Origin of the sequence: Actinoallomurus soli (assembly GCF_024055715.1) — a bacterium.
Taxonomy (GTDB): Bacteria; Actinomycetota; Actinomycetes; order Streptosporangiales; family Streptosporangiaceae; genus Actinoallomurus; species Actinoallomurus soli.
The window spans coordinates 13,882-38,153 of record NZ_JAMXMV010000018.1 but is presented as its reverse complement, the minus strand read 5'-3'; the positions used below and the strand labels follow the sequence as shown (position 1 = coordinate 38,153).

Here is a 24,272-nt window from a genome sequence, read left to right as displayed (position 1 = left end):
GGCAGTAATCGCACTTCGGACGGGGTTGCGCCAAGATGTCGCACAACCACCGTGCAATCGACCGGGGCGTGACCGCCCCGTAAGCCTGGAGGAGGACGCCGTGCACAGCGGTCTTCGCCGTCACGCCATCGGGGCGGGCATCTCGGTCCTGGCGGCCGCCGTCGCCCTGTCCGCCTGTAACGCCAAGACGACCTCCCGGGGCAGCAAGAGCGCACTCGATACGATCAAGAAGAACGGCAAGATCGTCATCGCCACCGATGCGTCCTACGCCCCGAACGAGTTCAAGCAGAACGGCCAGATCGTCGGGTTCGACGTCGACCTCGGCACCGCGATCGCCAAGAAGCTCGGCGTCACCGCGGAGTTCCAGGACGTCAAGTTCGACAACATCCTCCCCGCGCTGCAGAGCAAGAAGTACGACGTCGGCATGTCGTCCTTCACCGACAACAAGCAGCGTGAGGCCAGCTTCGACTTCGTCACGTACTTCACGGCGGGCACCGGCCTGATGGTCAAGGCCGGCAACCCCGAGAAGCTCAGCCCGGACGACCTGTCGCTGTGCGGCAAGAAGATCGCCGTCGAGAAGGGCACGACGCAGGAGGACGAGCTCACGCCGAAGTCCGCGGCCAAGCCCGACGCCGGCGCGCGCCTCGACAAGTGCAAGCAGGGCGGCAAGCCGGCTCCGACGAAGATCTCGCTGGACGACCAGAACGCCGCCAACCTGGCCCTCGGCGCCGGCCGCGCCGACGCCGTGCTGGCCGACTCGCCGGTCGCCGCCTACGCCGCCAAGGAGTCCGGCGGCAAGTTCGTCATCGCCGGCAACGCCTACGACACGGCCCCGTACGGCATCGCGGTCCCGAAGAACGAGAACGACCTGCGGGACGGGATCCTGAAGGCCGTCAAGGACCTGATCACGGACGGCACCTACAAGCAGCTGACCGAGAAGTGGGGCATCTCCGCGGGTGCCCTGACCGACCCGAAGGTCAACGGGGCGAGTGGCTGAGGCGAACGTGACCGAGATCGACAGCACCGGATCGGCACGGCCTGAGAGCATCAAGGCCGTGCCGGTCCGGCACCCCGGCAGGTGGGTGAGCGGCGCGGTCATCCTCGTGCTGGCCGCGATGTTCGTCCACATGCTGTTCACCAACAAGAACCTCGACTGGACGACCTTCCAGAAGTTCTTCTTCGACGGCGGCATCCTCAAGGGCCTCGTCGCCACGCTGGAGCTGACGGTCATCGCGATGGCCATCGGCATCGTGGGCGGCATCATCCTGGCGTTGATGCGGCTGTCGGCGAACCCGCTGATGTCGTCGGCGGCCTGGCTGTACATCTGGTTCTTCCGCGGTACGCCCGTCCTGGTCCAGCTGATCTTCTGGTTCAACATCAAGTCCCTGATGGGCGACATCTCGCTCGGCATCCCGTTCGGGCCGACCTTCATCACCTGGGACGTCAACAGCCTGGTCACCACCTTCATCGCGGCGATCCTGGGCCTCGGCCTGAACGAGGCCGCGTACATGTCGGAGATCGTCCGGGCGGGCATCCTGTCGGTGGACGAGGGCCAGACCGAGGCGTCACAGGCGCTGGGCATGCGGCGGCTGCAGATCATGCGGCGCATCGTGCTCCCCCAGGCGATGCGCGTGATCATCCCGCCGACCGGCAACGAGACCATCTCGATGCTGAAGACGACCTCGCTCGCCTCCACCGTGGCGTTCACCGAACTGCTGAAGGCCGGCGAGGACATCTTCAACGCCAACTACAAGACGATCCCGCTGCTGATCGTGGTCAGCGTCTGGTACATCATCGTCACCTCGATCCTCTCGGTCGGGCAGTACTACCTGGAACGTCACTTCGGCCGCGGCTCCGCACGGGAACTGCCGCCGACCCCGCTGCAACGGCTGCGGCGGAACCTGACGACCTTCCACGCCAAGCCCCCGGCCGTACAGGAGGGGTCCGCATGACGGAGAACGCACCGGCGAACGACGTGATGGTCAAGGCCGAGGGCGTCCACAAGTACTTCGGCCGCCTGCACATCCTGCGCGGCATCGACCTGGAGGTCCGCAGCGGTCAGGTGATGTGCGTCATCGGCCCGTCCGGTTCCGGCAAGTCGACGTTCCTGCGCTGCATCAACCACCTCGAGAAGATCGACGCGGGGCGGCTCTGGGTGGACGGGCACCTCGTCGGCTACCGGCAGCGCGGCGACAAGCTGCACGAGATGCACGAGAAGGAGGTCGCCGCGCAGCGCCGGGACATCGGCATGGTGTTCCAGCGGTTCAACCTGTTCCCGCACATGACGGCCCTGCAGAACATCATGGAGGCGCCGGTCCGGGTCAAGGGCGAGCCCCGCCAGGTCGTACGGGAGCGGGCGCTCGGGCTCCTCGATCAGGTGGGGCTGTCCGAGAAGGTGGACAGCTACCCGTCGCAGCTGTCCGGCGGCCAGCAGCAGCGTGTGGCCATCGCCCGGGCGCTGGCGATGGAGCCGAAGCTGATGCTGTTCGACGAGCCGACCAGCGCGCTCGACCCCGAGCTGGTCGGTGACGTCCTCGACGTCATGCGGCGGCTCGCGGAGGACGGCATGACCATGGTCGTGGTGACCCACGAGATGGGCTTCGCCCGTGAGGTCGGCGATTCGCTGGTCTTCATGGACGGCGGCGTCGTCGTGGAGGAGGGCGACCCCCGCGAGGTGCTCACCGAGCCGCAGCACGAGCGCACCCAGAACTTCCTGTCCAAGGTGCTCTGAGGTTCTACGCGTCGTCCCGTGTCCGCGCGCTCCGGCCTCGCCGGGGCGCGCGGAGCCGTACGGAGGGGCGTGGCCAGTAGCGCGCGATGACGCGCCCGACGATCAGATCGTCCGGCACGGCGCCGAAGTCCCAGCTGTCCTGCCGTCCGGGGGCCCGCTGGTTGTCGCTCTCCAGCCACCACCCGTCGCGGTCGCGCCAGGCCACCCGCTTGACGATCAGCCGGGCCTCGCGGGGATGGCGGGCGACGACGATGTGGCCGGGGGCGAGGCGGGTGCCGCGGCGTACGAGGAGCCAGTCGCCGGGCCGCAGGACCGGCAGCATCGACTCACCCGTGACCTCGACCGTCTGCACGTGGGTCACCTCTCTGCGCGCGGGAAGGGTACCAGGAGTAGTGTCTGCTAGCGGAGCATGATCCGAAACAACGGAAGGGACACGCAGGTGCTTGCACGACTTCTGCGCCCTAAGACCACGGCGTCGGCCCACTGCGACCTGCCCTGTGGTGTGTACGACCCGGCGCAGGCCCGGATCGAGGCCGAGTCGATCAAGGCGATCATCGAGAAGTACCAGGCCAACGACGACCCGGTGTTCCGCGCTCGGGCTCTGATCATCAAGGAGGAGCGCTCCCAGCTGGTCAAGCACCACCTGTGGGTGCTGTGGACGGACTACTTCAAGCCGCCGCACTTCGAGAAGTACCCGCAGCTGCACCAGCTGTTCAACGAGGCCACCAAGCTCGCGGGCGCCGCCGGCACCAAGGGCACCCTCGACGTGGCCAAGGCGGACGAGCTCCTCGCCAAGATCGACGAGATCGCCAAGATCTTCTGGGAGACCAAGAACGCCTGATCCGGGCCTTCTCTCGGCCGGGATCGGACCAGCGGCGGGCCCACGGGAGCAGGGGCCGGATGGACGGCCCCCGTCTGCGAGGAGACGGCCCCCGGCCTCTACGATCATCACTTCGACCTCCGAGCGCGCCGGATGCGCGCGCGGGTGCGTTGAGGCGGTAGTTTCGACATCAGCGGGTAGCCCCAACGAGGGAGTGACGTGACCGAGGAAACCGCGGCCATGGCGGCGAGTGTGTCCGACGTGCGCGACGTCGTGACCGTACGGCTGCCGGCCGACAGTGCCTACCTTTCCGTGCTGCGCACGGCCACGGCCGGGCTGGCGGCACGCCTCGACTTCAACCTCGACGAGATCGAGGACTTGCGGATCGCGATCGACGAGGCGTGCGCGATGCTCCTGGCCCAGGCGGTGCCGGGCACGGATCTGACCTGCGAGTTCGAGCTGACCGACGACGCCATGAGCATCTCGGTCTCGGTTCTGACCGTGGACGGCCTGGAGCCCAGCCGTGACACGTTCGCCTGGACCGTCCTGAGCTCGCTCGCGGGCGACGTCGACGCCAAGGTCGGTGTCGACGACCGCGTGACCATCGTCATGAACAAGCGGCGCGGGAAGACGTCATGAACGCCGCGATCCCCACGGCACTCGATCACCGCCCACGCGGCTTCGGGCCGCTGAGCGAGGTGGACGCGTGACCGAGAAGACCACGGTGGCCGGCAACGAGCACGGAGTGCCCGACCGCGCTCGAGCGCGTCTGCTGTTCGAGCGGCTCGCCACCCTGCCCGAAGGCGACCCGGAGCGCCAGCGCATCCGGGACGAGCTGGTGGAGCTACACCTGCCGCTCGTCGAGTACCTCGCCCGCCGGTTCCGCAACCGCGGCGAGTGGCTCGACGACCTCGTCCAGGTCGCGACGATCGGGCTGATCAAGTCGATCGACCGGTTCGACCTCGAGCGTGGCGTGGAGTTCTCCACGTACGCCACGCCGACGATCGTCGGTGAGATCAAGCGCCACTTCCGCGACAAGGGCTGGGCGGTCCGCGTGCCGCGCCGGCTCCAGGAGCTGAAGCTGTCGCTGACCAAGGCGATCAGCGACCTCGCCCAGCGCGAGGGCCGGGCGCCGACCGTCAGCGAGCTCGCCGCGCACCTGCAGATGAGCGAGGAGGAGGTGCTGGAGGGCCTGGAGTCGGCGAACGCCTACTCCACCGTCTCCCTCGACGCACCCGACTCCGGCGACGAGGACGCCCCGGCGGTCGCCGACTCCCTCGGCATCGTCGACGACGCCCTCGAGGGCGTCGAGTACCGCGAGTCGCTCAAGCCGCTGCTGGAGAAGCTCCCGGCCCGGGAGAAGCGCATCCTGCTGCTGCGGTTCTTCGGCAACATGACGCAGTCGCAGATCGCCGCCGAGCTCGGCATCTCGCAGATGCACGTCTCCCGGCTGCTGGCCCGCACGCTGGCCCAGCTCCGGGACGGCCTGACCGCCGACGACTGAGCCCGCACAGACCGACCGAACACGCCCGCCGGAACACCCGTTCCGGCGGGCGCGTCGTTTCCGCCGTTCCGGCGGCGCGTCGTTCCCTGCGGCGTGTGTCGTCTCCGGCGGGCCTGTCGCTCTGCCGTCACTCGTCGATGAGGGCGCGGGTCGTCGGGGGGCTGAGCAGGGCGGCGGCGCCGACGACGGCGACCACGACGAGGACGATCCCCAGGACCTGCCGATGGCTCTGGAACATCGACACGGCGATGATCAAGGTGAAGATCTGGGTGAGGAGCGCGGGCGCGCGTCCCCAGCGGCGTACCTGCCACAGCCCCCAGCCGACCGCGATGATGCCGGCGCCGCCGAGGACGGCCATGAAGGCGAGGGCGACGGCGCTCGCGAGGTCGTGGGGGCGGCCGATGACGGCCTCGACGCCGACGTACAGGCCGACGGCCAGCACGGCGACCCCTTCCAGGGCCTCGACGACGGCTGCGGCGCTCAGAGTGGCTGGACGTGTGGACACAACCGGAACAGTAGCCGGGCGCGTCGCCCCGTGATGGCCAGGCCGCACCATCCACTGGTCTGCGGTGAAGCTACCCTTTTGGCGTGCGCGCTCTCTTGATCGCCAACCCGAAGGCGACGACAACGTCACGGCGAGCCCGGGACGTGCTGATGCGCGCGTTCGCCGGCGAGGTGCGGCTGGAGCTCGCCGAGACCCAGCGGCGCGGGCACGCGATGGAACTGGCCGAGCAGGCGGTCGGCGACGGCTACGACGTGGTCATCGCCCTGGGCGGGGACGGCACCGTGAACGAGGCAGTCAACGGGCTGCTCGCCGCGGGGCCGTCGCAGGACCTGCCGGCGCTCGCCGTGGTCCCCGCCGGCAGCGCGAACGTCTTCGCCCGCTCCCTCGGGCTGCCGAACAACGCCCTCGACGCCGCCGGGCAGGTGCTGGAGGCGCTGCGAGCCGGGCGTCACCGTACCGTCGGCCTGGGCATGGCCGACGACCGTTACTTCACGTTCTGCGCGGGCCTCGGGCTCGACGCCGAGGTCGTCCACGCCGTCGAGCAGCGCCGGGCCGCCGGTTCCCGTGCGTACTCCACGCTGTACATCCGCACGGCGCTGCGCCAGTTCTTCGTGCTGACGGACCGGCGCCGCCCGGCGCTCACCCTCGAGGTGCCCGGCAAGCCGCCGCTCGGCCACATCTTCATGGGCATCGTGTCGAACACCTCACCGTGGACGTACGCCGGTCCCTGGCCGGTCGACCCGAGCCCGCGGGCGGCGTTCGCGACCGGCCTGGACCTGTTCGGGCTGCGGCGGCTCGACGTGCTGTCGACGTTGAACGTGCTGTCGCAGATTCTGCCTCCGTTCCAGCGGCAGCCGCGCGGCAGTCAGGTCCTCGGTCTGCACGACCTGACGGAGTTCACGCTGCGCTCCCACCGGCCGATAGCGTTCCAGGTCGACGGGGACTACCTCGGGCAACGCGAGTCGGTGACCTTCCGGTCCGTTCCCAAAGCGGTGCGCATCGTGATCTGAGTCACGAAGTTACGTTCGGGTTTCGGCCGTGTGACACACGCGACAGCCATACTTTGAGAAAAGTTTCTCAAAGCTCTTGCGCCCTCTCTGAGGCCCTGGGAATCTCTAAGTGGCGCGCGGCATCGGGTATCACCCCTGGTCGAGACCGCCATGAACACTTCCCGGACCTTACCCATGGTCCTTGGACTGTTCGCGACATCGTGAAACCGTTCACAAGTGGAGTCGACACTTCACGCGCTACGAAGGAGTGGACCGCATGGACTGGCGCCACCGCGCTGCCTGCCGTGACGAGGACCCCGAGCTGTTCTTCCCGATCGGGAACACCGGCCCCGCGCTGGTACAGATCGAAGAGGCCAAGCAGGTATGCCGCCGCTGCCCGGTGACCGACGCCTGCCTGAACTGGGCACTGACCTCCGGCCAGGACGCCGGGGTCTGGGGCGCGATGAGCGAAGACGAGCGCCGCGCCCTGAAGCGCCGCAACGCCCGCGCCCGCGCTCGCGCCCACGTCTGAGAGACCACCCTGAGAAACGACGTCCGCCGCATCGTGGCTCGCAGATCGGTCCATCGACATCGCGCCGGATCGACGCCCGTGACCCCAGGTCACGGGCGTTCGTGTTTCCCGGGCCCCGCGGGGCTCAGGGGGGCGGAGCCGTACGCGGCCCCTGGTCCAGGGGGATGTCCAGGACCACCTCCGTGCCCCCGCCCTGACGCGGCCGCAGGTCGATGACCCCGCCCAGCTCCCCCACGATCAGCGTGCGGACGATCTGCAGGCCCAGGCTCGCGGTCGAGTCGACGTCGAAGTCGTCGGGCAGCCCGCTCCCGTTGTCGGCGACCAGCACCTTCAGCCGCTCGTCGCCACGCGTCACCACCACCTCGAGGGTTCCGGCGCGGTTCGCCAGGCCGTGTTCGAGGGCGTTCTGCAGCAGTTCGGCGAGGACCATGGCGACCGGGGTGGCGATCACCGCGGGCAGCACCCCGAAACTCCCCACCCTCTTCGGCCGCACCCGGGTCTCCGGCGCCGAGACCTCCCCGGCCATGGCCATGACCCGGTCGGCGATGTCGTCGAAGTCGACCAGCTCCTCCGGCGTGTGCGAGAGCGTCTCATGGACGATCGCGATCGAGCCGACCCGGCGCACGGCCTCCTCCAGGGCGGCCCGTCCCTCCGGAACCCGCAGCCGCCGGGCCTGCAGGCGCAGGAGCGCCGCGACGGTCTGCAGGTTGTTCTTCACCCGGTGGTGGATCTCCCGGATCGTGGCGTCCTTGCTCATCAGCGCCCGGTCGCGCCAGCGCAGCTCGGTGACGTCCCGCAGCAGCACGAGCGCCCCTGTACGTTCCCCGTCGACGATCAGCGGAATGGCCCGCAGCTGCACGATCGCGCCGTTCGACTCGATCTCGGTCTCGCTCGGGGCGCGGCCGCCGGCGACCACCGCCAGCGAGTCGTCCACCGCGGTGTTGATGAGCCGGGCGGTGGTGTCCCCCAGCAGCGTCCCGACCAGGTCGGTGGCCAGCCCCAGCCTGCGGTACGCCGACTGCGCGTTGGGACTCGCGTAGAGCACCCGCCCGTCCCGGTCCACCCGGATCAGGCCGTCGCCGACCCGCGGGGACCGGGCGAGGTTCGGCTCCACCTCACGGAACGGGAACCGCCCCTCGTCGATCATCTTCGCCAGGTCGCTGGCGCTCTGCAGGTACGTCAGCTCCAGGTGGCTGGGCGTACGCGCCGAGCTGAGGTTCGTGCTCCGCTGGATGATGCCGAGGATCCGGCCGTCCCGGCGTACGGGAATCGCCTCCTCCCGCACCGGGATGCCGCTCCCCCACTCCGGGTCCCCCTCCCGGCAGATGCGCTCCTCCGTCCAGGCGACGTCGATGAGGCCGCGCCCGCCGGGCTCGACGACCATGCCGACGAGGTCGTCGGTGTAGGCGGTGGGGCCGGTCGTGGGCCGGATCTGGGCGACGGCCACCCAGCCGTCGACGGCACCGGGGCCGCCGCCCCCGCGGGAGCGGCGGCCGGTCAGCGGGACCCAGAGCACCAGGTCCGCGAACGACAGGTCGGCGAGCAGCTGCCAGTCCGACACCAGGGCGTGGATCCATTCCAGGTCCGCCGCGTCCAGATCGGTGTGCTGCCTGGTGAGGTCGGTCAACGTGGGCACGTCTGCATAATCGCAGGCGGGGCTGGAATGATTTCCGGGTGGACCCACTTCAGCGGTTGACCGCCGCGACCCGCGAGCGCACGGCCGCCGGCCTGCACCGGACGCTGCGCCCACGTCCGCCCGTCCCGTCGCTCCTCGACCTGGCCTCCAACGACTATCTCGGCCTGGCCCGCGACGCCCGGCTGGCCGAGGGGGCGATCGAGGCCGTACGCAAGTGGGGGACCGGCTCCACCGGGTCGCGCCTCGTCACCGGGACGACGGAGCTGCACGCCGAGCTGGAGCACCGGCTGGCGGAGTTCACCGGCATGCCGTCCGCCCTGGTGTTCTCCTCCGGCTACCTGGCCAACCTGGGGGCCCTCACCGCGCTGCGGCCCCGGCTGATCGTCTCCGACCAGGGCAACCACGCCTCACTGATCGACGGGTGCCGGCTGTCCCGCGCGGCGGTCACCGTCACGCCGCACGGGGACGTCGCGGCCGTGGACGCCGCCCTGACCGGCTCGGCGGACGCGGTCGTCGCGACCGACGCGGTGTTCTCGGTGGACGGCGACCTGGCCCCGCTCCGTGAGCTGCACCGGGTCGTCCGGCGCCACGGCGCGATTCTCCTGATCGACGAGGCGCACGCGCTCGGCGTCGTCGGACCGGGCGGCCGGGGCGCGGCGTACGCCGCCGGGATCGCCGGCGAGCCCGACGTCGTCCTCACCGCCACCCTGTCCAAGTCGCTCGGCGCGCAGGGCGGTGCGGTCCTCGGCGCGCCCGAGGTGATCGAGACGCTGATCGACACGGCGCGTTCGTTCGTCTTCGACACCGGGCTGGCGCCCGCGTGCGCGGGCGCGGCCCTCGCCGCGCTCGACGTGCTGGTCGCCGAGCCGGATCTGCCGGAGCGGGCCCGGGCTCGTGCCCTCCACCTGGCCGGAGTCGCCCGTGAGCTCGGGCTGGAGACGACGTCCCCGGCCGCCGCCGTGGTCCCAGTGATCATCGGGGACCCGAACGAGGCCGTGCGCGCGGCGGAGCTGTGCGCGGACGACGGTGTCCGGGTCGGCTGCTTCCGGCCACCCTCCGTTCCGGTGGGGCGCGCCTGCCTGCGGCTCACCGCCCGCGCCGATCTCGGCGAGGCGGATCTCACAGCCGTCACGCGAGTACTGGCTAATGTCAAGAAGCGGACCAGACCGTACCCTGCTCCTAACGCCGGAGCGACGCGGCGGTGAACGTAAGGAGTGCGCGTGACGGCTGAGCAGGCACCGGAGCTCGGGATCGAGCCACGGATCCCGAAGTACTACCGGCTGAAGAAGCGCCTCATCGAGCTGACCGAGGCGCTGACGCCGGGAAGCCCTCTCCCGCCCGAACGCACGCTCGCGGAGAAGTACGGCACCTCCCGTACGACCGTACGGCAGGCCCTCGCCGAGCTGGTGATCGAAGGACGCCTGCAGCGGATCCAGGGCAAGGGCACGTTCGTCGCCAAGCCGAAGGTCGCCCAGGAGCTGCAGCTCGTCAGCTACACCGAGGACATGCGCCACCACGGCCTCGAGCCGGAGACCCGCATCCTCGACATCGACTACGTCACCGCGGACGAGCGGGTCGCCGGCCTGCTCGGCATCCGGCCCGGCGGCCGCGCCCTGCGCATCCACCGGCTCCGCCTCGCCGACGGTGAGCCGATGTCGATCGACACGTCCCTGCTGCCCGCCCGCCGCTTCCCCGGCCTCCGCAAGGAGCTGCCGCGCCACGGTTCGCTGTACGAGACCCTCGCCACCGCGTACGACGTGCACCTCGCCGAGGCGGAGGAGACGATCGAGACCGTGCTGGCCACCCCCGACGACGCCCAGCTCCTGGGCGTCGACGTCGGCCTGCCGCTCCTCCTGCTGTCCCGGCACGCCTTCGACGTCGACGGCCATCCCGTCGAGTGGGCCCAGTCCTTCTACCGCGGCGACCGCTACAAGTTCATCACCCGCCTCCGCCGCCAGGGCCAGACTCCCTGACGGATTCCTGCGACCCGGCAGCCCCGTCCGTGAAGTGATCGGGGGCCTGCCGCGCCCCTGCGCGGACTCCGAGATCGGGGCGGGACGCCTCCCCCGTCACGATGCCTCGTCGGCGTCCCCCTGACCGGCCGTCTGGGCGGCGGTCGCGCGCAGTGCGTTCAGCGCGTCGGAGAGGTGATCCCGCAGGGACCGGCCGTCGGTCGATCGCGTCCATCGCCGCATCGCGGTCCGGTGCACCACCATGCCGGCGTGCGCGGAGAGAAGGGCCGTGTCGGGGTCGACGCCTCGCGCGCGGAGCGCGGCGGCGATGGCGTCGGTGAGCGCGGCCTGCTTGCGGAGCTCGCGTTCCCGCAGTTCGGGATTGGCCTCGACGATGTCGCGGCGGCGCGCCGCCGCGTCGCGGCGTGCCTCGAACACCGCGTCGGCGGCGGCCTGCAGGCCGCGGACGACGGCTTCGAGCGGCGGCAGGGTCCCGGGGCACGCGGCGATCTCGCGGGTGACGGTCTCCCGCTGCATCTCGGAGACCGGGCCGAAGAGGACCTCGCGCTTGTCGCCGAAGTGATTGAAGAACGAGCGCTTGCTGAGCCCCGCCCGTCTGCTGATCTCCTCGATCGTGGTGCGCTCGAAGCCCTGTTCCGCGAAGAGGTCGAGAGCGGCGGCCTGCAGGCGGCCGACGGCGTCCGGTTCCCATCTCGGCATGCCTGCGAGCGTACCGATTGCACCAAGTGCAGTCGACATGGATAGACTGACTGCACCAAGTGCAGTCACCGTGCCGACTCGGTACCTCGGCGCGGCCTCGAAGGAGGTTCGGCAATGCGGGTATTCGTCACCGGCGCCTCAGGGCACATCGCCTCGGCGGTCATCCCCGAACTGGTGTCGGCCGGTCACAGCGTCGTCGGGCTGGCCCGCTCGGAGCGGTCGGCGGCCGTCGTGCGGTCGCTCGGCGCCGACGTCCACCGGGGCGACCTCGACGACCTCGACCGTCTGACCGCCGCGGTCCACGACTCCGACGGCGTCGTCCACCTCGCGTTCAAGCACGACGAGATGCGCGCCGGGGACCTGGGCGGCGCGGCCACCGCCGACCTGCGCGCGATCGAGACGATGGGGGCCGCCCTGCAGGGCACGGGGAAGCCCTTCGTCGGCACGAACGGCCTGCTCGGATTGGCGCTCGCCGGTTCCCGCGCGAGGATCACCGAGGACGACGTGTGGCCCGGGGGACCGCGGATCGACGCGGAGAACCGGCTGATCGCCCTCGCCGAGCAGGGAGTACGGACCTCGGTCGTCCGTCTGCCGCCGACGGTGCACAGCCGCGGCCGCTACGGCTTCGCCTCCGGCCTCATCGCCATCGCGCAGGCCACAGGAGTGTCCGGGTACACCGGCGACGGTGCCAACCGATGGCCCGCCGCGGGCACACGCGACGTCGGCCGCCTCTACCGCCGCGCGCTCGAATCCGCGCCCGCGGGGTCCCGTCTGCACGCCGTGGCCGAGGAGGGCATCGCCCTCCGGGACATCGCCGCGGCCATCGCCCGCCGGCTCGGCGTTCCGGCCGCACCCATCGCGCCCGAAGACGCCGCGGAGCATTTCGGTTATCTGGCCGCCTTCATCGGCCTCGACGCTCCCACCTCGAGCCAGAGCACCCGCGACCTGCTCGGCTGGACCCCCGCGGGCCCCGGCCTGATCCCGGGCATCCTGGAGGAGAACGTCTATGCCGAGGATCAGAGTCGCCATCGGCACGGAAATCCTCGGCGCTGAGGCTCTCGTTCGGCGTCTTCTCTCATTACGCTCACTCGAATGAGTGTGCTCGTGGTCAGCGGGACGGATACCGGGGTCGGGAAGACGGTCGTCACGGCGGCCCTCGCGGCGTTGGCACGGGCGCGTGGCGCGTCGGTCGCGGTGGTCAAACCCGCGCAGACCGGGGCGCGCCCGGACCAGGCCGGGGATCTGGACGAGGTGCGGCGGCTCGCGGGCGTCGGCGACCTGCACGAGTTCGCGCGCTACACCGACGCGCTCTCACCGGCGGCGGCCGCCCGGAGGGCCGGGCTCCCGCCGCTCGATCTCCGCACGGCCGCCGAGCGGATCCAGGCGCTCGACCGTGACCTGGTGATCGTCGAAGGGGCCGGCGGGCTGCTGGTGCGCTACGACGAGGACGGCGCCACGCTGGCCGACCTCGCGCACTCCCTGCGGGCGCCCGTGCTGGTCGCCGTGCGGCCGGGCCTGGGCACGCTGAACCACACGGCGCTGACGCTGGAGGCCATGGCGAACCACGGGCTCGAACTCGCCGGGGTCGTCATCGGGGCCTGGCCGCGCCGGCCCGGCCTCGACGACCTGTGCAACGTCCGGGACCTGGAGACGATCGCCGCCCGTCCGCTGTCCGGGGCGCTGCCCGATCGGTCCGGGGCGCTGTCCGGGCCGGAGTTCCTGCTGTCCGCCCGCGACGGACTGGCCCCGCATCTCGGCGGTGTCTTCGACGCCGCGGCCTTCCGCGCGGAGTGCGCCGCCCGCGCCCGCAGCTGGGACCTCATCCCCTGATCCCCCCGTACGACCCGCTCCCCCCGACCTGCCAGGGAACCGCGCGGCCTCGGAGCACGTCTGAGTTCCGGGGACGCGCCACGCACTGAGGAGCGATCTTCTATGAAGGCCATGGTCGTGGTGGCCGCCGCACTGGTGGCGGCGGGCTGTTCCGGACGTTCGGAGGCCGGGCTCGATCCCACGCCGGCGCCGCCGTCGGCGTCCGTGCCGTCCGGCACCGCGCTGGTGCTGCGGACGAGCACCAGCGGGGGCATCGCCGGGCTGGGCGGCCCGGGGAGCCTGCCGGACTTCTCCCTGTACCGCGACGGGCGCGTCGTCGCCGGGGCGTCCGGCGCGCTGACCGAGTACCGGCTGACGCCACGGGCCGTGCGGCGCATCGTGTCGGCGGCTCGGGACGCCGGGCTCGCGACGCCGCGGACCGTGGAGAGCCCGTACATGGCCGACGCCATGTACGCGGTCATCACCTTCGTCGTCGACGGGCGGCCGCGTACGACCCGGCTCGTCGAGCCGGTGAGCGACGGCAGGGCGGCGGCGTTGCTCGCCCTGCTGAATCCGTCGGCCTGGGCGCGCGGCGACCTCGCCGCCGCGCCGCACCCGTACCGCCCGGCCAAGGTCGCGGCGCTGGCGCTGCCCGGGTCCGCGACCGGAGCGCCGCGGTGGCCGTTCGCCGTGCCGCTCGGCTCGGGGACACGGGTGGGCACGCGGACCTGCACCGTCCTCACCGGTGCCGAGGCGCGGAAGGCGCCGGCCGGCCGGTGGAGCGACTGGACGGAACACGGCCGGTCCTACCGGGTGATGCTCCGGCCGCTGCTGCCCGACGAGGCGGACTGCTCGGCCCTCGCCTGACCGGTCAGGGTGTGGCCTGCGGATCGGCCTTCGGGGAGCGGCTCGCCCGGGCCCCCTTCTCCTTGGCCAGGTCCGAGCGGTCGATCGTCGGCGTCCCGGAGGCGGTCTTCTTCGGTGACGGCATCCGCGACGCCCGCTTCTCCGGTGGCACGTACGTCGGCGTGGTGGGCGGGAACGCCGGCGTGGCAGGCGGGGACGCCGGCGGGGTGGGGCTCGGCGTGGGCGTCGCGAACCGCTGGGGTTTGCCGACCCAGGCGGGCGGCGGGAAGTCCTCGACGGGCCGGTCGGCGACGGCGGTGGCCGTGACGGCCTTCCAGATGGCGGCCGGCGTACCGGTGGTCTCGCGCAGGGGCGCGTCACCGTGGTTGATCAGCGGCCGGTTGCTGGCGCGGTAGGTGACGACGGCGGTGGCCACGCTCGGCGTGTAGCCGCAGTACCAGGCGGCGGCGTTGGCGTCCGTGGTGCCGATCTGGCCGGCCGTCGGGCGGTCGAGCACGGGTCGCGCGCCGCCCGGCTTCGCCCCGAGCGCGAGGGCGAAGGTGACGTCCGCCGCCACGGACGAGGACAGCGCCCGCCGGACGTGCGGCCGTACGGTCAGCAGCGTCTTCCCGGACGAGTCCGTGACGCGGGCGATGATGTGCGGGTCGGCGTACCGGCCGTCGGCCAGGGCGGCGTACGCCGCGGCCTGGTCGACGGCGTGGACCCGCGGCGGCACGGGCCGGCTCGGGAGGCCGACGCGGCCGGCGGCGGAGGCGCCCGTCTTCGCCCCCAGCCGGGCGAACACCGTGTTGTACGAGGCCGCCGTGGCCCTGAGCAGGTCCGTCGCGCCGGTGTTGTCGTCGTCGTCGTTGCGGACGTCCTTCAGGGGTGATCCGTCCACGACGCTGCGCAGGCCGATGCCGTCCTGCAACGCCGTGGCCAGGACGAACGGGTGGAAGGAGGAACCCGCGGGCAGGTCGGCGAGGAACGCGTTGTCGTACTGGTGCTTGAGATAGTCCCGTCCGCCGTACGCCGCGAGGATCTCACCGGTGCCCGGCCGTACGGAGACGAGACCGGTCTCGATGTCCTTGTCCCCGCCGACCGCCTCGGCCACCGCGCGCGGCGCCTCCTCCTGCGTCGCGCGGTCGAGGGTGGTGGTCACCCGCAGGCCGCGCCGGTAGATCGCGTCGTCGTCGAAGCCCCGCCGGTGCAGTTCGCCGGTGATGCGCTCGATCAGGTAGCCGCGCTGCCCGCCGTACAGCGGGTCGGTGTGCGCCGGGGCGACCTTCGGGAAGGCCGGCCGTGGCCCCTTCGGCAGCACTCCGGTGCTCATCATCCCGTCGATGACGTACCGCCAGCGGGCCTGCGTCCGCGCGGTGTGCCCGAGCGCGGGATCGAGGTACGACGGCGCCTGGATCACCCCGGCCAGCAGTGCGCTCTCGGCCGGGGTGAGCGCGCCGACGTCCTTGCGGAAGTACGCCTGCGCGGCCGCCTGCACCCCGTACGCCCCGCGGCCGAAGTAGACGGTGTTGAGGTACTGCTCGAAGATCCAGTCCTTGGACCGGGCGCGGTTCAGCTTCACCGCGATGAACAGCTCCTTGACCTTGCGGTCCAGCGTCTGGCGGGGACTCAGGTAGGCGACCTTGACGTACTGCTGGGCGATGCCGGACCCGCCCTGGCGCGGCCCGCCGGACAGCGCGGCCCAGACCGCGCGGGTCAGGCCGGTGGGCGAGACGACGGGTTCGCCGTAGAAGTTACGGTCCTCGGCGGCGAGGACCGCGCCGCGCAGGTGCGCCGGGATCTCCCGCAGCGGCACCGCGACGCGGTTGAGCCGTCCGATCTGGGCGATCGGGGTGCCGTCCCGGTAGTACAGGATGCTCGCCTCCGCCCGCGCGGCGGCGCTGACCGGCGGCACCTTGACCTGCGTGTAGACCACCCAGAGGCAGATTCCGAGGACCACGACGAGGCCGCCGAGCACATAGCCCGCCCGCCGGACCAGCCGCAGCCTGCGGCCCTTGCGGGGTACGAGGCCCCCGAGGCCGCGTACCGCCATCCGCGTCCATCGTCTCCGCTCGCGTCTGCGCCGTCCCGCCATGTAGATCAACCATGGTCAGGAAGCGTCATCAAGCTGTCGGGATGCGGTCACGCTTCCCGGAAAATGTCTGGATTCGGTGACAGAAGCCCGCCGCCGGGCCCGCCGCTCGATAATGGGCCGATGGTCGCGATCTTGCTGGTGGAGGACGATCCGTCGGTCCGTACGGGTCTGGAGCTCGCCCTCACCCGTCAGGGGCACTCGGTCACCGCACGGACGACGGGCGAGGAGGGCCTCGAGTACGCGCGGGCGCGCCGCCCGGAGATCGTCGTGCTGGACGTCATGCTGCCCGGCCTGGACGGCGTGGAGGTCTGCCGCCGGCTCCGCAAGTCCGACGAGATCCCGATCATCCTGCTGACCGCGCGCGGTGAGAGCCTGGACGTGGTCGTCGGCCTGGAGGCGGGCGCGGACGACTACGTGGTCAAGCCCGTCGAGCCGGCCGTGCTGGACGCGCGGATCCGCGCCGTCCTGCGGCGCGCGGAGAAGACCCCGATGAGCCGGTCCAGCTTCGGCGACCTGGTCATCGACCGGGCGGCGCTGCGCGTCACGAAGGCCGGGGCGGACGTCCACCTCACCCCGACCGAGCTGCGGCTGCTCCTGGAGCTGACCCGCCATCCCGGGCAGGCGCTGACCCGCGGCCACCTGCTGCGGGAGGTGTGGGACCACGGCTACGCCGGCGACTCGCGCCTCGTGGACGCCTGCGTGCAACGGTTGCGAGCCAAGATCGAGACGGACGCGGCCGCGCCCACGCTGATCCAGACGGTCCGCGGTTTCGGCTACCGGTTCACGGCACCGTGATCAGCGGACTGCGCGGGCGCCTGTTCATCGCGTTCGTCGCCGCCTGCCTCACCTCCACCGCGCTCGTCGCCGGCATCGGGTACGTCCTCGTCCGCCGGGCCATCCTGCAGCGGGCGCAGGACGCCGTCCTCATCGACACGCGCGAGACGCTCGCCCACACCGTGCCCGGCGACCTGACCGCCCCGGTGCCGGAGCGGACACTGCGGGACGTGGCGACCGCGCTGGTGCGCCCCGACCGGTACGTGGTCGTGACCGACGGGACCGCGGTGGTCGCCACCGGGCAGTTCGGCCTGCGCGACGTGCCCGCCGGCCTGACCTCCCGCGCCGCCCAGGGGCTGTACTTCCAGCGGGTCGTCATCCACGGGACGCCCTGGCTCGTCACCGCCACGCGCGTGCAGGGCCGCGACGGGGGGCCGCTGCCGCTCACCGTCGCCGTGTTCGCGTCCCTCGCCAAGGAGAACGCCGACCTGAACCGCATCCAGAGCGCCCTGACGCGCGCGGGGGCGCTGACGGTCGTCCTGGCGGTGGTCCTCGCCGCGCTGCTCGGGCGCAGCGTGCTGCGGCCGCTGCGCCGCCTCGCCCGGGCCGCCCGCTCGCTCGGCAAGGGGCAGCTCACCGCCCGCGTCGACGTGCGCGGCCGGGACGAACTGGCCGACGTCGCGCGGATCTTCAACGAGAGCGCCGCGTCCCTGGAGTACACCGTCGGTGAGCTGCGCCACCTCGAGGCGACCGCCCGGCGGTTCGCCGCCGACGTCTCGCACGAGTTGCGCACCCCGATCGCCGCCATGACCGCCGTCACCGACCTGCTGGAGGAGGACGCCGCCCGGCTCCCCGCGGACACCGGCACGGCGGCCCGCCTGGTCGCCGAGCAGACCCGGCGCCTCGGCGCCCTGGTCGAGGACCTCCTGGAGATCAGCAGGATGGACGCCGGAACCGCCGACCTGACCCTGGACGACGTGCCGCTCGCCGCCCTCGTCCGCGAGTGCGTGACCACCCGCGGCTGGGCCGACCAGGTCGTCATCGAGATCCCGCCCGGCCTGCGCGTACGGCTCGACGCTCGGCGGTTCGACGTCATCATCGCCAACCTGGTGGCCAACGCGCTGCGGCACGGCGACCCGCCCGTCCGCGTCGTCGGGCGGGCGGGTCTGGAGGTACGGGTGATCGACAACGGTCCCGGCATCCCGGACGACGTGCTGCCGCACGTGTTCGACCGGTTCTTCAAGGCGGACCCCGCGCGCCCGGCGGGCAAGGGCACCGGGCTCGGCCTGTCGATCGCCCAGGCGAACGCCGCCCTGCACGGCGGGAGGATCGAGGCGGGCAACGCGCCGGGCGGCGGCGCGGTCTTCACGGTACGGATCCCGGCATGAGGCGGCCCGTACGCGCGGTCCCCGTGACCGCCGCGGTCTGCCTGCTCGCGGTCTGCCTGCTCGCGGGGTGCGGAGTGCGCCCGACCGGCGTGGTGAGCGCTGGAGAGGCGCCGACCGCGACCGCCACCTCCCTGCCCAAGGCACAGGTGTACTTCTTCCGTGACGGCGCCCTGACGGCCGTGGAGCGGTCCGTTCCACCGTGGGACACCCAGGGTGTGTTCGACGCCCTCCTGGCCGGTCCGAGCGCGGAGGAGCGCGAACGCGGCCTGCGCACGGAGCTGACGGCGGACGTCACGATCCACCCGATCGGCACCCAGGCGATCTTCGTCGAGTCCCGGCGCCGGTCGACGCGACAGGCGGTGGACGGATATCTGCAGATCGCCTGCACAGCACGCCTGCTGCCCGGCGCGCCGATCGTGAGAGCCCCGTATCTCATTCCGATCCTCGTGGAAAAGCTTTCGAACGTCTCGTGCCCGGGGGGTGACGGCCCGGCCGGGGTCGGGTCCATCGACTCGGAGGGGGTGCCGACCGCGGACCCGACCGCCACCTCCCCGTACTCCGGAGCGGTCGGGGCCTCGCCCACAGGCGCTCCGACGGTGGCCGTTCCACGGAGACGGCCGCTCTCGCCCGGGAACGGCCCTCCGTCAGTGGCGAAGCCGACGGACTGAGCGCCGGGACGTTACCGGTTCGTTATCCGGACGCCGCAGGCCGAGATCGGATCGTGATCACATGCGTTCAGAGTGGCGGAAGCGAACCTTTGTTCCGAAGGGGCCCCGACATGCCGAACAAAGCCGCACCACCGACCCGTCCTCTCGTGCGGGTCGTGATCGCCGTCCTCCTGATCGCGCCCTTCGTCATCTACCTCGCCGTCCCGAGCTACGCCAAGATCAAGCCCCGCCTCGCCGGCTTCCCCTTCTTCTACTGGTGGCAACTGGTCTGGGTGATCCTCACGGCGGCCTTCATCGGCCTCGCGTACGCGCTCACCCGCCGCAGGACCGGCGGATCCTCCCCCGACCGGGCCGACGAGAAGGGCGAGTGAGTCCATGGACCACGTCAACGGCGTCGAGCTCGCGGTCTTCGTCTTCTTCCTCCTCCTGGTGACCGTCGTCGGGTTCGCCGCCGCCCGGTGGCGACGCGGCCAGACGCTTTTGCACCTGGACGAGTGGGGCCTCGGCGGGCGCAGCTTCGGAACGTTCGTCACCTGGTTCCTGCTCGGCGGCGACCTCTACACGGCCTACACGTTCATCGCGGTGCCCGCCGCGGTGTTCGCCAGCGGCGCGATGGGCTTCTGGTCCCTGCCGTACGCCGCGATCGCCTACCCCATCGTCTTCCTGATCGGTCCCCGCCTGTGGTCGGTGTCCCACGTCCACGGGTACGTCACACCGGCCGACTTCGTCCGCGGGCGTTTCGGCTCCAAGAGCCTGGGCCTGGCCGTGGCCGTCACCGGAATCCTGGCGATGATGCCCTACATCGCGCTCCAGCTCGTCGGCATCCAGGCCGTTCTCACCGTCATGGGGGTCAAGGGCTCCGGCCTGGCACGGGACCTGCCGCTGTTCATCGCGTTCGCGCTCCTGGCCGCCTACACCTACACGTCCGGCCTGCGGGCCCCGGCGCTGATCGCCTTCGTCAAGGACGCGCTGATCTACCTCGTGATCATCGTGGCGATCCTGTACATCCCGACGAAGCTCGGCGGCTGGGGCCACATCTTCGACAGCGCCCAGGCGTCCCTCACCAAGGTCAACCCGGCGACCCACAAACCCGGTGGATCGATCGTCACCAGCGACCTGAACCACTGGGCGTACGGCACGCTCGCCCTCGGCTCCTCGCTGGCGCTGTTCATCTACCCGCACACGGTGACGGGGGCGCTCGCCGCCGGCCGCCGCAACGTCATCAGGCGGAACGCCGCGCTGCTCCCGGCGTACTCCCTGCTGCTCGGGCTCCTCGCCCTTCTCGGCTACATGGCGCTGGCCAAGCCCGACGTGGCGGCCGCCGTGAAGGCCGCGAAGAATCCGCAGCTGGCCGTGCCGACCCTGTTCGACCACGTCTTCCCCAGCTGGTTCACCGGGGTCGCCTTCGCCGCGATCGGCGTCGGCGCGCTCGTCCCGGCGGCGATCATGTCGATCGCCGCCTCGAACCTGTTCACCCGCAACGTCTACAAGGCCTTCTTCCGGCCGGAGGCGTCCCCGGCCGAGGAGACGCGGGTCTCGCAGTTCGTGTCCCTGCTCGTGAAGGTCGGCGCGCTCATCTTCGTCCTGGCCTTCGACAAGTCACTGGCGATCAACCTGCAGCTGCTGGGCGGCATCTGGATCGTGCAGACCTTCCCGTCGCTGGCGATCGGGCTGTTCACCCGGTGGTTCCACCGCTGGGCGCTGCTGGCGGGCTGGGCCGTGGCCATGGTGTACGGGACCGTCACGGCGTACCGGCAGTCCTCGCCCACCCAGAAGCACTTCGGCCAGCCGATCGCCGACATCCCCCTCATCCACCACACGGGGTACATCGCGCTGACCGCGTTCGTCCTCAACATGCTGGTCGTGGTGGTGCTCACCGTCCTGCTGCGGGCGCTGAAGGTCGCGGACGGCGTGGACGAGACCAGCCCGGCCGACTTCCTCGCGGACGCCGACGACGCGCGCGTCCGCGACCTCCCCGAAGTGACCACCGGCTGAGCGCCTGCGGCGGCCGCTCACGAAGCTGCCGCAGGCTACGGGGTACATGGTCGGTTTTGTGTTGTTCTAAGCTTCCTTCGTGAGCCAGGAGAAGCCTCCGGTGCTGGGTTCACCGGGGGAACCGCCCGCACCCGGGACGCCGGCCGGCATCGAGATCCGCGTCGCCCGCCCCGAGGAGCTGCGTGCGGTCGGCGAGCTCACCGCGACGGTCTACGTCGCCGCCGGATACATCAGCCCGAACGGAAGCTACGTCCCCTACCTGCGCGACGCCGCCTCCCGCGCCCGCGATGCCGAGTTGGTCGTCGCGGCACGGGGCGGCGAGCCGATCGGCACCGTGACCTACTGCCGGCACGACAGCGCCTGGGCCCAGCTGGCCGGACCGAAGGAGGCGGAGTTCCGCATGCTCGCGGTCAACCCGATGGCGCGCGGGCTGGGCCTCGGCGAGGCCCTGGTCAGATACTGCATCCGCCGGGCCCGCGAGGACGGCTGCACGACGCTGCGCCTGTCGACCGAGCCGGTCATGCACGCCGCCCACCGGATCTACCGCAGGCTCGGCTTCGTCCGCACCCCGGACCGCGACTGGAGCCCCACCCCGGGCGCCGAGCTCCTCACCTACGCCCTGGCCCTCTGACCCGGCCTCGCCGTCCCTCTCGACTCGAACGGCTGCGCGACCGGAACGTCACTGCCAGCAATAAGGAGGTCACGAAAACAGTAACCCCGGTGGCTTGCGATGCAGAGGCCATCCGGGGTGTTCCGCTGAAGGATAGCCGACAGTGGTCGATGTCACCAGTCCCACATGGATGAAAACTCTGCGTAACCGGCTCACGGAAGAACGCCTTCGTCATACGACGCAGTGACCGGAGGCCACCACACCGGCAGCCTCGCCCCCTACGAGTGGAATACCGAGGCCAGCGCGGCGCTGTTCGCCTCTCTCCAGGGCTTCGAGGTCGTCCTCCGCAACGCTCTTCATAGGGAACTCACCTCCTGGCACAGGAAACAAGGGCTACCGAGAGCCTGGTACGACGATCCTCTCGGCGTCTTCGAGATGCATCGACAGGCGGACATCGCTGACGCACGACGACGGATCAAGCGCCTCCGACGTCCGATCACCCCAGGACGGATGGTGTCCGAGCTCGGCTTCGGATTCTGGCGCTACCTACTGAGCGCCCGGTACGAGCAGAGTCTCTGGACACCGGCGCTCCGGCACGCCTTTCCCGAGCTACGGCCGCAGAGGCGCCGGGAGGTCGCCGACCGGGTCGCCCGGCTCCATCTGCTGCGGAATCGCCTGGCTCATCATGAGCCGATCCACCGCCGCGACCTGGCGGCCGACCACGCGGACCTGATCTTCGTGGCATCGGCCATCTGCCCACACGCGGCCGCGTGGATCGAGCGGAACAGCACCGTGACGGCTGTCGTCTCCCGGCGACCAGGCCCGCGGCCACCGGCACCTCGGTTGCCGCGCGCTGAACGCATCCCGGTGGCGCGCAGGCGCACCGGCGGGGACGCCGACCGCTGAGCGCGCCGTCCAGGCGTGCGGAGGTCTCGGTGACGGCGAGCTCACCGCCGCGGGGTCAGTCGATGACGGCGATCAGGTCGCCTTCCTGGATGACGTCGCCCTCGGCGACCTTCAGGCTGGAGATGGTGCCGGAGTCCTCGGTGAGCACCGGGATCTCCATCTTCATCGACTCCAGGATGACGAGGGTGTCGCCCTCCTCGACCTGGTCACCCTCGCTGACGAGCACCTTCCAGACGTTCGCCACCATTTCCGCGCGGACCTCGGCCACTGCGGCTCCTCTCCTCAAACGCCGGCGTACGCCGGACGCACGTTACCCATCGGACGAAGGCTCTCGTTCGCGTCTTCGCAGTGTGCCGTACGGCCCGTCACCGGGCTCGCATCCGGTCCACGAGACCGGTGTCGTACTCGCCGGCGGTGAAGCCCGGGTCGTCCAGCAGCTCGGTGAAGAACGGCAGGTTGGTCTTGAGACCCTCGATCCGGAACTCCGCGACCGCCTTGCGGGCGGCGGCGAGGGCCTGGGCCCGGTCCGGGCCGTACACGCACAGCTTGGCCAGCAGCGGGTCGTAGAACGGAGTGACCGTGTTGCCCGCGCGGTAGCCCGAGTCGACGCGGACGACCTCGCCGGCCGGCTCCTCCCAGACGGTGATCGGGCCCGGGCTGGGCAGGAAGCGCTTCGGGTCCTCCGCGTACACGCGGAACTCGATCGCGTGCCCCTGCGGCTGGACGGACGTGAAGGAGATCGGCTCCCCGGCGGCGATCAGCAGCTGCTGTTCGACCAGGTCCAGGCCGGTGACGAGCTCGGTGATCGGGTGCTCGACCTGGAGGCGGGTGTTCATCTCCAGGAACACGAAGTCCTGCGCGACGGGGTCGACCAGGCACTCGACCGTGCCCGCGCCCCGGTAGCCGACGGCCTCACCGGCGCGTACGGCGGCGGCGAGCATGCGGGCGCGCAGCTCCGGGCCGACGCCGGGCGACGGGGTCTCCTCGACGATCTTCTGGTGCCGGCGCTGCACGGAGCAATCGCGCTCCCCCAGCGCCACGACCGTGCCGTCGGCCAGGCCGAGGATCTGCACCTCGACGTGCCGGGCGTGCTCGATGTACCGCTCCAGCAGGATGTCCGGGTTGCCGAAGAACCGCTCGGCGCGGGTACGCGCCGTCTCGTATGCCTTGCGCAGCTCCGCCTCGTCGCGGGCGACGCTCATCCCGATGCCGCCGCCCCCGCCGGCCGCCTTGACCATGACGGGGTAGCCGATGCCCGCGGCGACCGCCGCGTCGGCGTCGGGGACGGGCTCACGGGTGCCGGACGCGACCGGAACGCCGGCCTTCTCCATGAGGTTGCGCGCGTTGATCTTGTCGCCCATCGCGGCGATCGCCTCGGGCGGCGGGCCGATCCAGACCAGCCCTTCGGCGATCACCCGCTCGGCGAACGCGGCGTTCTCGGCGAGGAAGCCGTACCCGGGGTGGATCGCCTGCGCGTTGGTGCGCTTGGCCGCCTCCATCACCGCGTCGATGTCGAGGTAGCTCTGCGCGGGCTGGGCGGGGCCGATGAGGATCGCCTCGTCCGCCTCGTCGACGTACGGGAGGTCGGCGTCGGCCTCCGAGTGGACCGCGACGGCCTTGATCCCCAGGGCGCGCACCGTACGGATCACCCGTCGGGCGATCTCTCCGCGGTTGGCCACCAATACGGACTCGAACACCGATCCTCCTCATTCGCACTCGGCCCAGCGAGAATAACCATGCGATGCCCGATGTACCGTCGCGCGCGGCGACAAAAACCCGTGGGGTCGACTTG

Annotated in this window: 27 protein-coding genes; 20 read left to right on the top strand and 7 right to left on the bottom strand. The window is 71.3% G+C overall.

The window, feature by feature from the left end; translation table 11 throughout:
- Positions 1 to 100: 100 nt before the first annotated feature.
- Genes NDW01_RS32880 through NDW01_RS32870 form a run of 3 tightly spaced genes read left to right on the top strand, consistent with a single transcriptional unit; the run spans position 101 to position 2,731 of the window.
- On the top strand, positions 101 to 997 hold the full coding sequence (locus NDW01_RS32880; RefSeq protein ID WP_252828238.1) for an ABC transporter substrate-binding protein: 897 nt from the start codon (positions 101 to 103) through the stop codon (positions 995 to 997).
- 7 nt (positions 998 to 1,004) lie between these two features.
- A complete protein-coding gene (locus tag NDW01_RS32875) occupies positions 1,005 to 1,952 on the top strand; it encodes an amino acid ABC transporter permease (RefSeq protein WP_252828237.1) in 948 nt (315 codons plus the stop codon).
- Positions 1,949 to 2,731, top strand: a complete 783-nt coding sequence (locus NDW01_RS32870; RefSeq protein ID WP_305883838.1) for an amino acid ABC transporter ATP-binding protein — start codon at positions 1,949 to 1,951, stop codon at positions 2,729 to 2,731. The genes NDW01_RS32875 and NDW01_RS32870 overlap by 4 nt, the downstream gene beginning before the upstream one ends.
- A gap of 4 nt (positions 2,732 to 2,735) precedes the next feature.
- On the opposite strand, the gene sodX is transcribed toward NDW01_RS32870, so the two are convergent.
- Positions 2,736 to 3,092, bottom strand: a complete 357-nt coding sequence (gene sodX / locus NDW01_RS32865; RefSeq protein ID WP_406567780.1) for a nickel-type superoxide dismutase maturation protease — start codon at positions 3,090 to 3,092, stop codon at positions 2,736 to 2,738.
- Between the two features lie 78 nt (positions 3,093 to 3,170).
- On the opposite strand from sodX, the gene sodN reads away from it, so the two are divergent.
- The 3 genes from sodN (at position 3,171) to NDW01_RS32850 (ending at position 5,055) form a co-directional block, all read left to right on the top strand.
- Complete coding sequence (gene sodN, locus NDW01_RS32860; RefSeq protein ID WP_252775627.1) at positions 3,171 to 3,572, top strand: superoxide dismutase, Ni; 402 nt, start codon at positions 3,171 to 3,173, stop codon at positions 3,570 to 3,572.
- Between the two features lie 198 nt (positions 3,573 to 3,770).
- Complete coding sequence (locus tag NDW01_RS32855) at positions 3,771 to 4,190, top strand: ATP-binding protein (protein WP_252775625.1); 420 nt, start codon at positions 3,771 to 3,773, stop codon at positions 4,188 to 4,190.
- 106 nt (positions 4,191 to 4,296) lie between these two features.
- Complete coding sequence (locus NDW01_RS32850) at positions 4,297 to 5,055, top strand: RNA polymerase sigma factor SigF (RefSeq protein ID WP_252777388.1); 759 nt, start codon at positions 4,297 to 4,299, stop codon at positions 5,053 to 5,055.
- A 127-nt stretch (positions 5,056 to 5,182) separates the two neighbouring features.
- Here NDW01_RS32850 and NDW01_RS32845 read toward each other — a convergent pair whose 3' ends face one another.
- Positions 5,183 to 5,560 (bottom strand): hypothetical protein, encoded by a 378-nt coding sequence (locus NDW01_RS32845; protein ID WP_252775623.1) that lies wholly within the window; start codon positions 5,558 to 5,560, stop codon positions 5,183 to 5,185.
- Positions 5,561 to 5,643: 83 nt separating this feature from the next.
- Between NDW01_RS32845 and NDW01_RS32840 the strand changes: the two genes are divergently transcribed.
- Positions 5,644 to 6,570 carry a diacylglycerol/lipid kinase family protein gene (locus NDW01_RS32840; RefSeq protein ID WP_252828236.1) on the top strand — a complete coding sequence of 309 codons (927 nt, stop codon included), beginning with the start codon at positions 5,644 to 5,646 and terminating at the stop codon, positions 6,568 to 6,570.
- Between the two features lie 256 nt (positions 6,571 to 6,826).
- Positions 6,827 to 7,081, top strand: coding sequence for a WhiB family transcriptional regulator (locus NDW01_RS32835; RefSeq protein WP_252775620.1), 255 nt, complete (start codon positions 6,827 to 6,829; stop codon positions 7,079 to 7,081).
- 124 nt (positions 7,082 to 7,205) lie between these two features.
- Here the strand turns inward: NDW01_RS32835 and NDW01_RS32830 are convergent, their stop codons facing one another.
- Positions 7,206 to 8,717, bottom strand: a complete 1,512-nt coding sequence (locus NDW01_RS32830) for a histidine kinase N-terminal domain-containing protein (protein ID WP_252828235.1) — start codon at positions 8,715 to 8,717, stop codon at positions 7,206 to 7,208.
- Positions 8,718 to 8,755: 38 nt separating this feature from the next.
- Here NDW01_RS32830 and NDW01_RS32825 point away from each other — a divergent pair, with 38 nt between their 5' ends.
- The gene (locus NDW01_RS32825; protein WP_252828234.1) at positions 8,756 to 9,922 is read left to right on the top strand and encodes an 8-amino-7-oxononanoate synthase; all 1,167 of its coding nucleotides are present in this window, start codon (positions 8,756 to 8,758) and stop codon (positions 9,920 to 9,922) included.
- 15 nt (positions 9,923 to 9,937) lie between these two features.
- Positions 9,938 to 10,690: a GntR family transcriptional regulator gene (locus NDW01_RS32820; RefSeq protein WP_252775615.1), complete on the top strand. Its 753-nt coding sequence runs from the start codon at positions 9,938 to 9,940 to the stop codon at positions 10,688 to 10,690.
- Positions 10,691 to 10,786: 96 nt separating this feature from the next.
- On the opposite strand, the gene NDW01_RS32815 is transcribed toward NDW01_RS32820, so the two are convergent.
- Positions 10,787 to 11,389, bottom strand: coding sequence for a TetR/AcrR family transcriptional regulator (locus tag NDW01_RS32815; RefSeq protein WP_252828233.1), 603 nt, complete (start codon positions 11,387 to 11,389; stop codon positions 10,787 to 10,789).
- Between the two features lie 114 nt (positions 11,390 to 11,503).
- Between NDW01_RS32815 and NDW01_RS32810 the strand changes: the two genes are divergently transcribed.
- The 3 genes from NDW01_RS32810 to NDW01_RS32800 all read left to right on the top strand — a co-directional run bounded on the left by NDW01_RS32810 (position 11,504) and on the right by NDW01_RS32800 (position 14,065).
- Entirely contained in the window at positions 11,504 to 12,442 is a 939-nt protein-coding gene (locus NDW01_RS32810; protein WP_252828232.1) for an SDR family oxidoreductase, read from the top strand.
- Between the two features lie 39 nt (positions 12,443 to 12,481).
- Positions 12,482 to 13,219 carry a dethiobiotin synthase gene (gene bioD, locus NDW01_RS32805; protein WP_252828231.1) on the top strand — a complete coding sequence of 246 codons (738 nt, stop codon included), beginning with the start codon at positions 12,482 to 12,484 and terminating at the stop codon, positions 13,217 to 13,219.
- 102 nt (positions 13,220 to 13,321) lie between these two features.
- Entirely contained in the window at positions 13,322 to 14,065 is a 744-nt protein-coding gene (locus NDW01_RS32800) for a hypothetical protein (protein ID WP_252828230.1), read from the top strand.
- Positions 14,066 to 14,069: 4 nt separating this feature from the next.
- Here the strand turns inward: NDW01_RS32800 and NDW01_RS32795 are convergent, their stop codons facing one another.
- Positions 14,070 to 16,097 carry a transglycosylase domain-containing protein gene (locus NDW01_RS32795; protein ID WP_252828229.1) on the bottom strand — a complete coding sequence of 676 codons (2,028 nt, stop codon included), beginning with the start codon at positions 16,095 to 16,097 and terminating at the stop codon, positions 14,070 to 14,072.
- A gap of 162 nt (positions 16,098 to 16,259) precedes the next feature.
- Here NDW01_RS32795 and NDW01_RS32790 point away from each other — a divergent pair, with 162 nt between their 5' ends.
- The 7 genes from NDW01_RS32790 to NDW01_RS32760 all read left to right on the top strand — a co-directional run bounded on the left by NDW01_RS32790 (position 16,260) and on the right by NDW01_RS32760 (position 22,480).
- Positions 16,260 to 16,934, top strand: coding sequence for a response regulator transcription factor (locus tag NDW01_RS32790; RefSeq protein WP_252828228.1), 675 nt, complete (start codon positions 16,260 to 16,262; stop codon positions 16,932 to 16,934).
- Complete coding sequence (locus NDW01_RS44055; RefSeq protein WP_252828227.1) at positions 16,931 to 18,301, top strand: sensor histidine kinase; 1,371 nt, start codon at positions 16,931 to 16,933, stop codon at positions 18,299 to 18,301. Before NDW01_RS32790 ends, NDW01_RS44055 begins: the two co-directional genes overlap by 4 nt.
- Positions 18,298 to 18,969: a hypothetical protein gene (locus NDW01_RS32780; RefSeq protein ID WP_252828226.1), complete on the top strand. Its 672-nt coding sequence runs from the start codon at positions 18,298 to 18,300 to the stop codon at positions 18,967 to 18,969. The genes NDW01_RS44055 and NDW01_RS32780 overlap by 4 nt, the downstream gene beginning before the upstream one ends.
- A gap of 110 nt (positions 18,970 to 19,079) precedes the next feature.
- Positions 19,080 to 19,340 carry a DUF3311 domain-containing protein gene (locus NDW01_RS32775; RefSeq protein ID WP_252828225.1) on the top strand — a complete coding sequence of 87 codons (261 nt, stop codon included), beginning with the start codon at positions 19,080 to 19,082 and terminating at the stop codon, positions 19,338 to 19,340.
- 4 nt (positions 19,341 to 19,344) lie between these two features.
- Positions 19,345 to 20,964: a monocarboxylate uptake permease MctP gene (gene mctP, locus NDW01_RS32770; RefSeq protein ID WP_252828224.1), complete on the top strand. Its 1,620-nt coding sequence runs from the start codon at positions 19,345 to 19,347 to the stop codon at positions 20,962 to 20,964.
- A 79-nt stretch (positions 20,965 to 21,043) separates the two neighbouring features.
- Complete coding sequence (locus NDW01_RS32765) at positions 21,044 to 21,595, top strand: GNAT family N-acetyltransferase (protein WP_252828223.1); 552 nt, start codon at positions 21,044 to 21,046, stop codon at positions 21,593 to 21,595.
- A gap of 492 nt (positions 21,596 to 22,087) precedes the next feature.
- Entirely contained in the window at positions 22,088 to 22,480 is a 393-nt protein-coding gene (locus tag NDW01_RS32760; RefSeq protein WP_252828222.1) for a hypothetical protein, read from the top strand.
- Between the two features lie 55 nt (positions 22,481 to 22,535).
- On the opposite strand, the gene NDW01_RS32755 is transcribed toward NDW01_RS32760, so the two are convergent.
- Together NDW01_RS32755 and NDW01_RS32750 are read right to left on the bottom strand one after the other, a co-directional pair.
- Positions 22,536 to 22,748, bottom strand: coding sequence for a biotin/lipoyl-binding carrier protein (locus NDW01_RS32755; RefSeq protein WP_252775588.1), 213 nt, complete (start codon positions 22,746 to 22,748; stop codon positions 22,536 to 22,538).
- A 97-nt stretch (positions 22,749 to 22,845) separates the two neighbouring features.
- A complete protein-coding gene (locus NDW01_RS32750) occupies positions 22,846 to 24,177 on the bottom strand; it encodes an acetyl-CoA carboxylase biotin carboxylase subunit (protein ID WP_252828221.1) in 1,332 nt (443 codons plus the stop codon).
- Positions 24,178 to 24,272 lie beyond the last annotated feature (95 nt).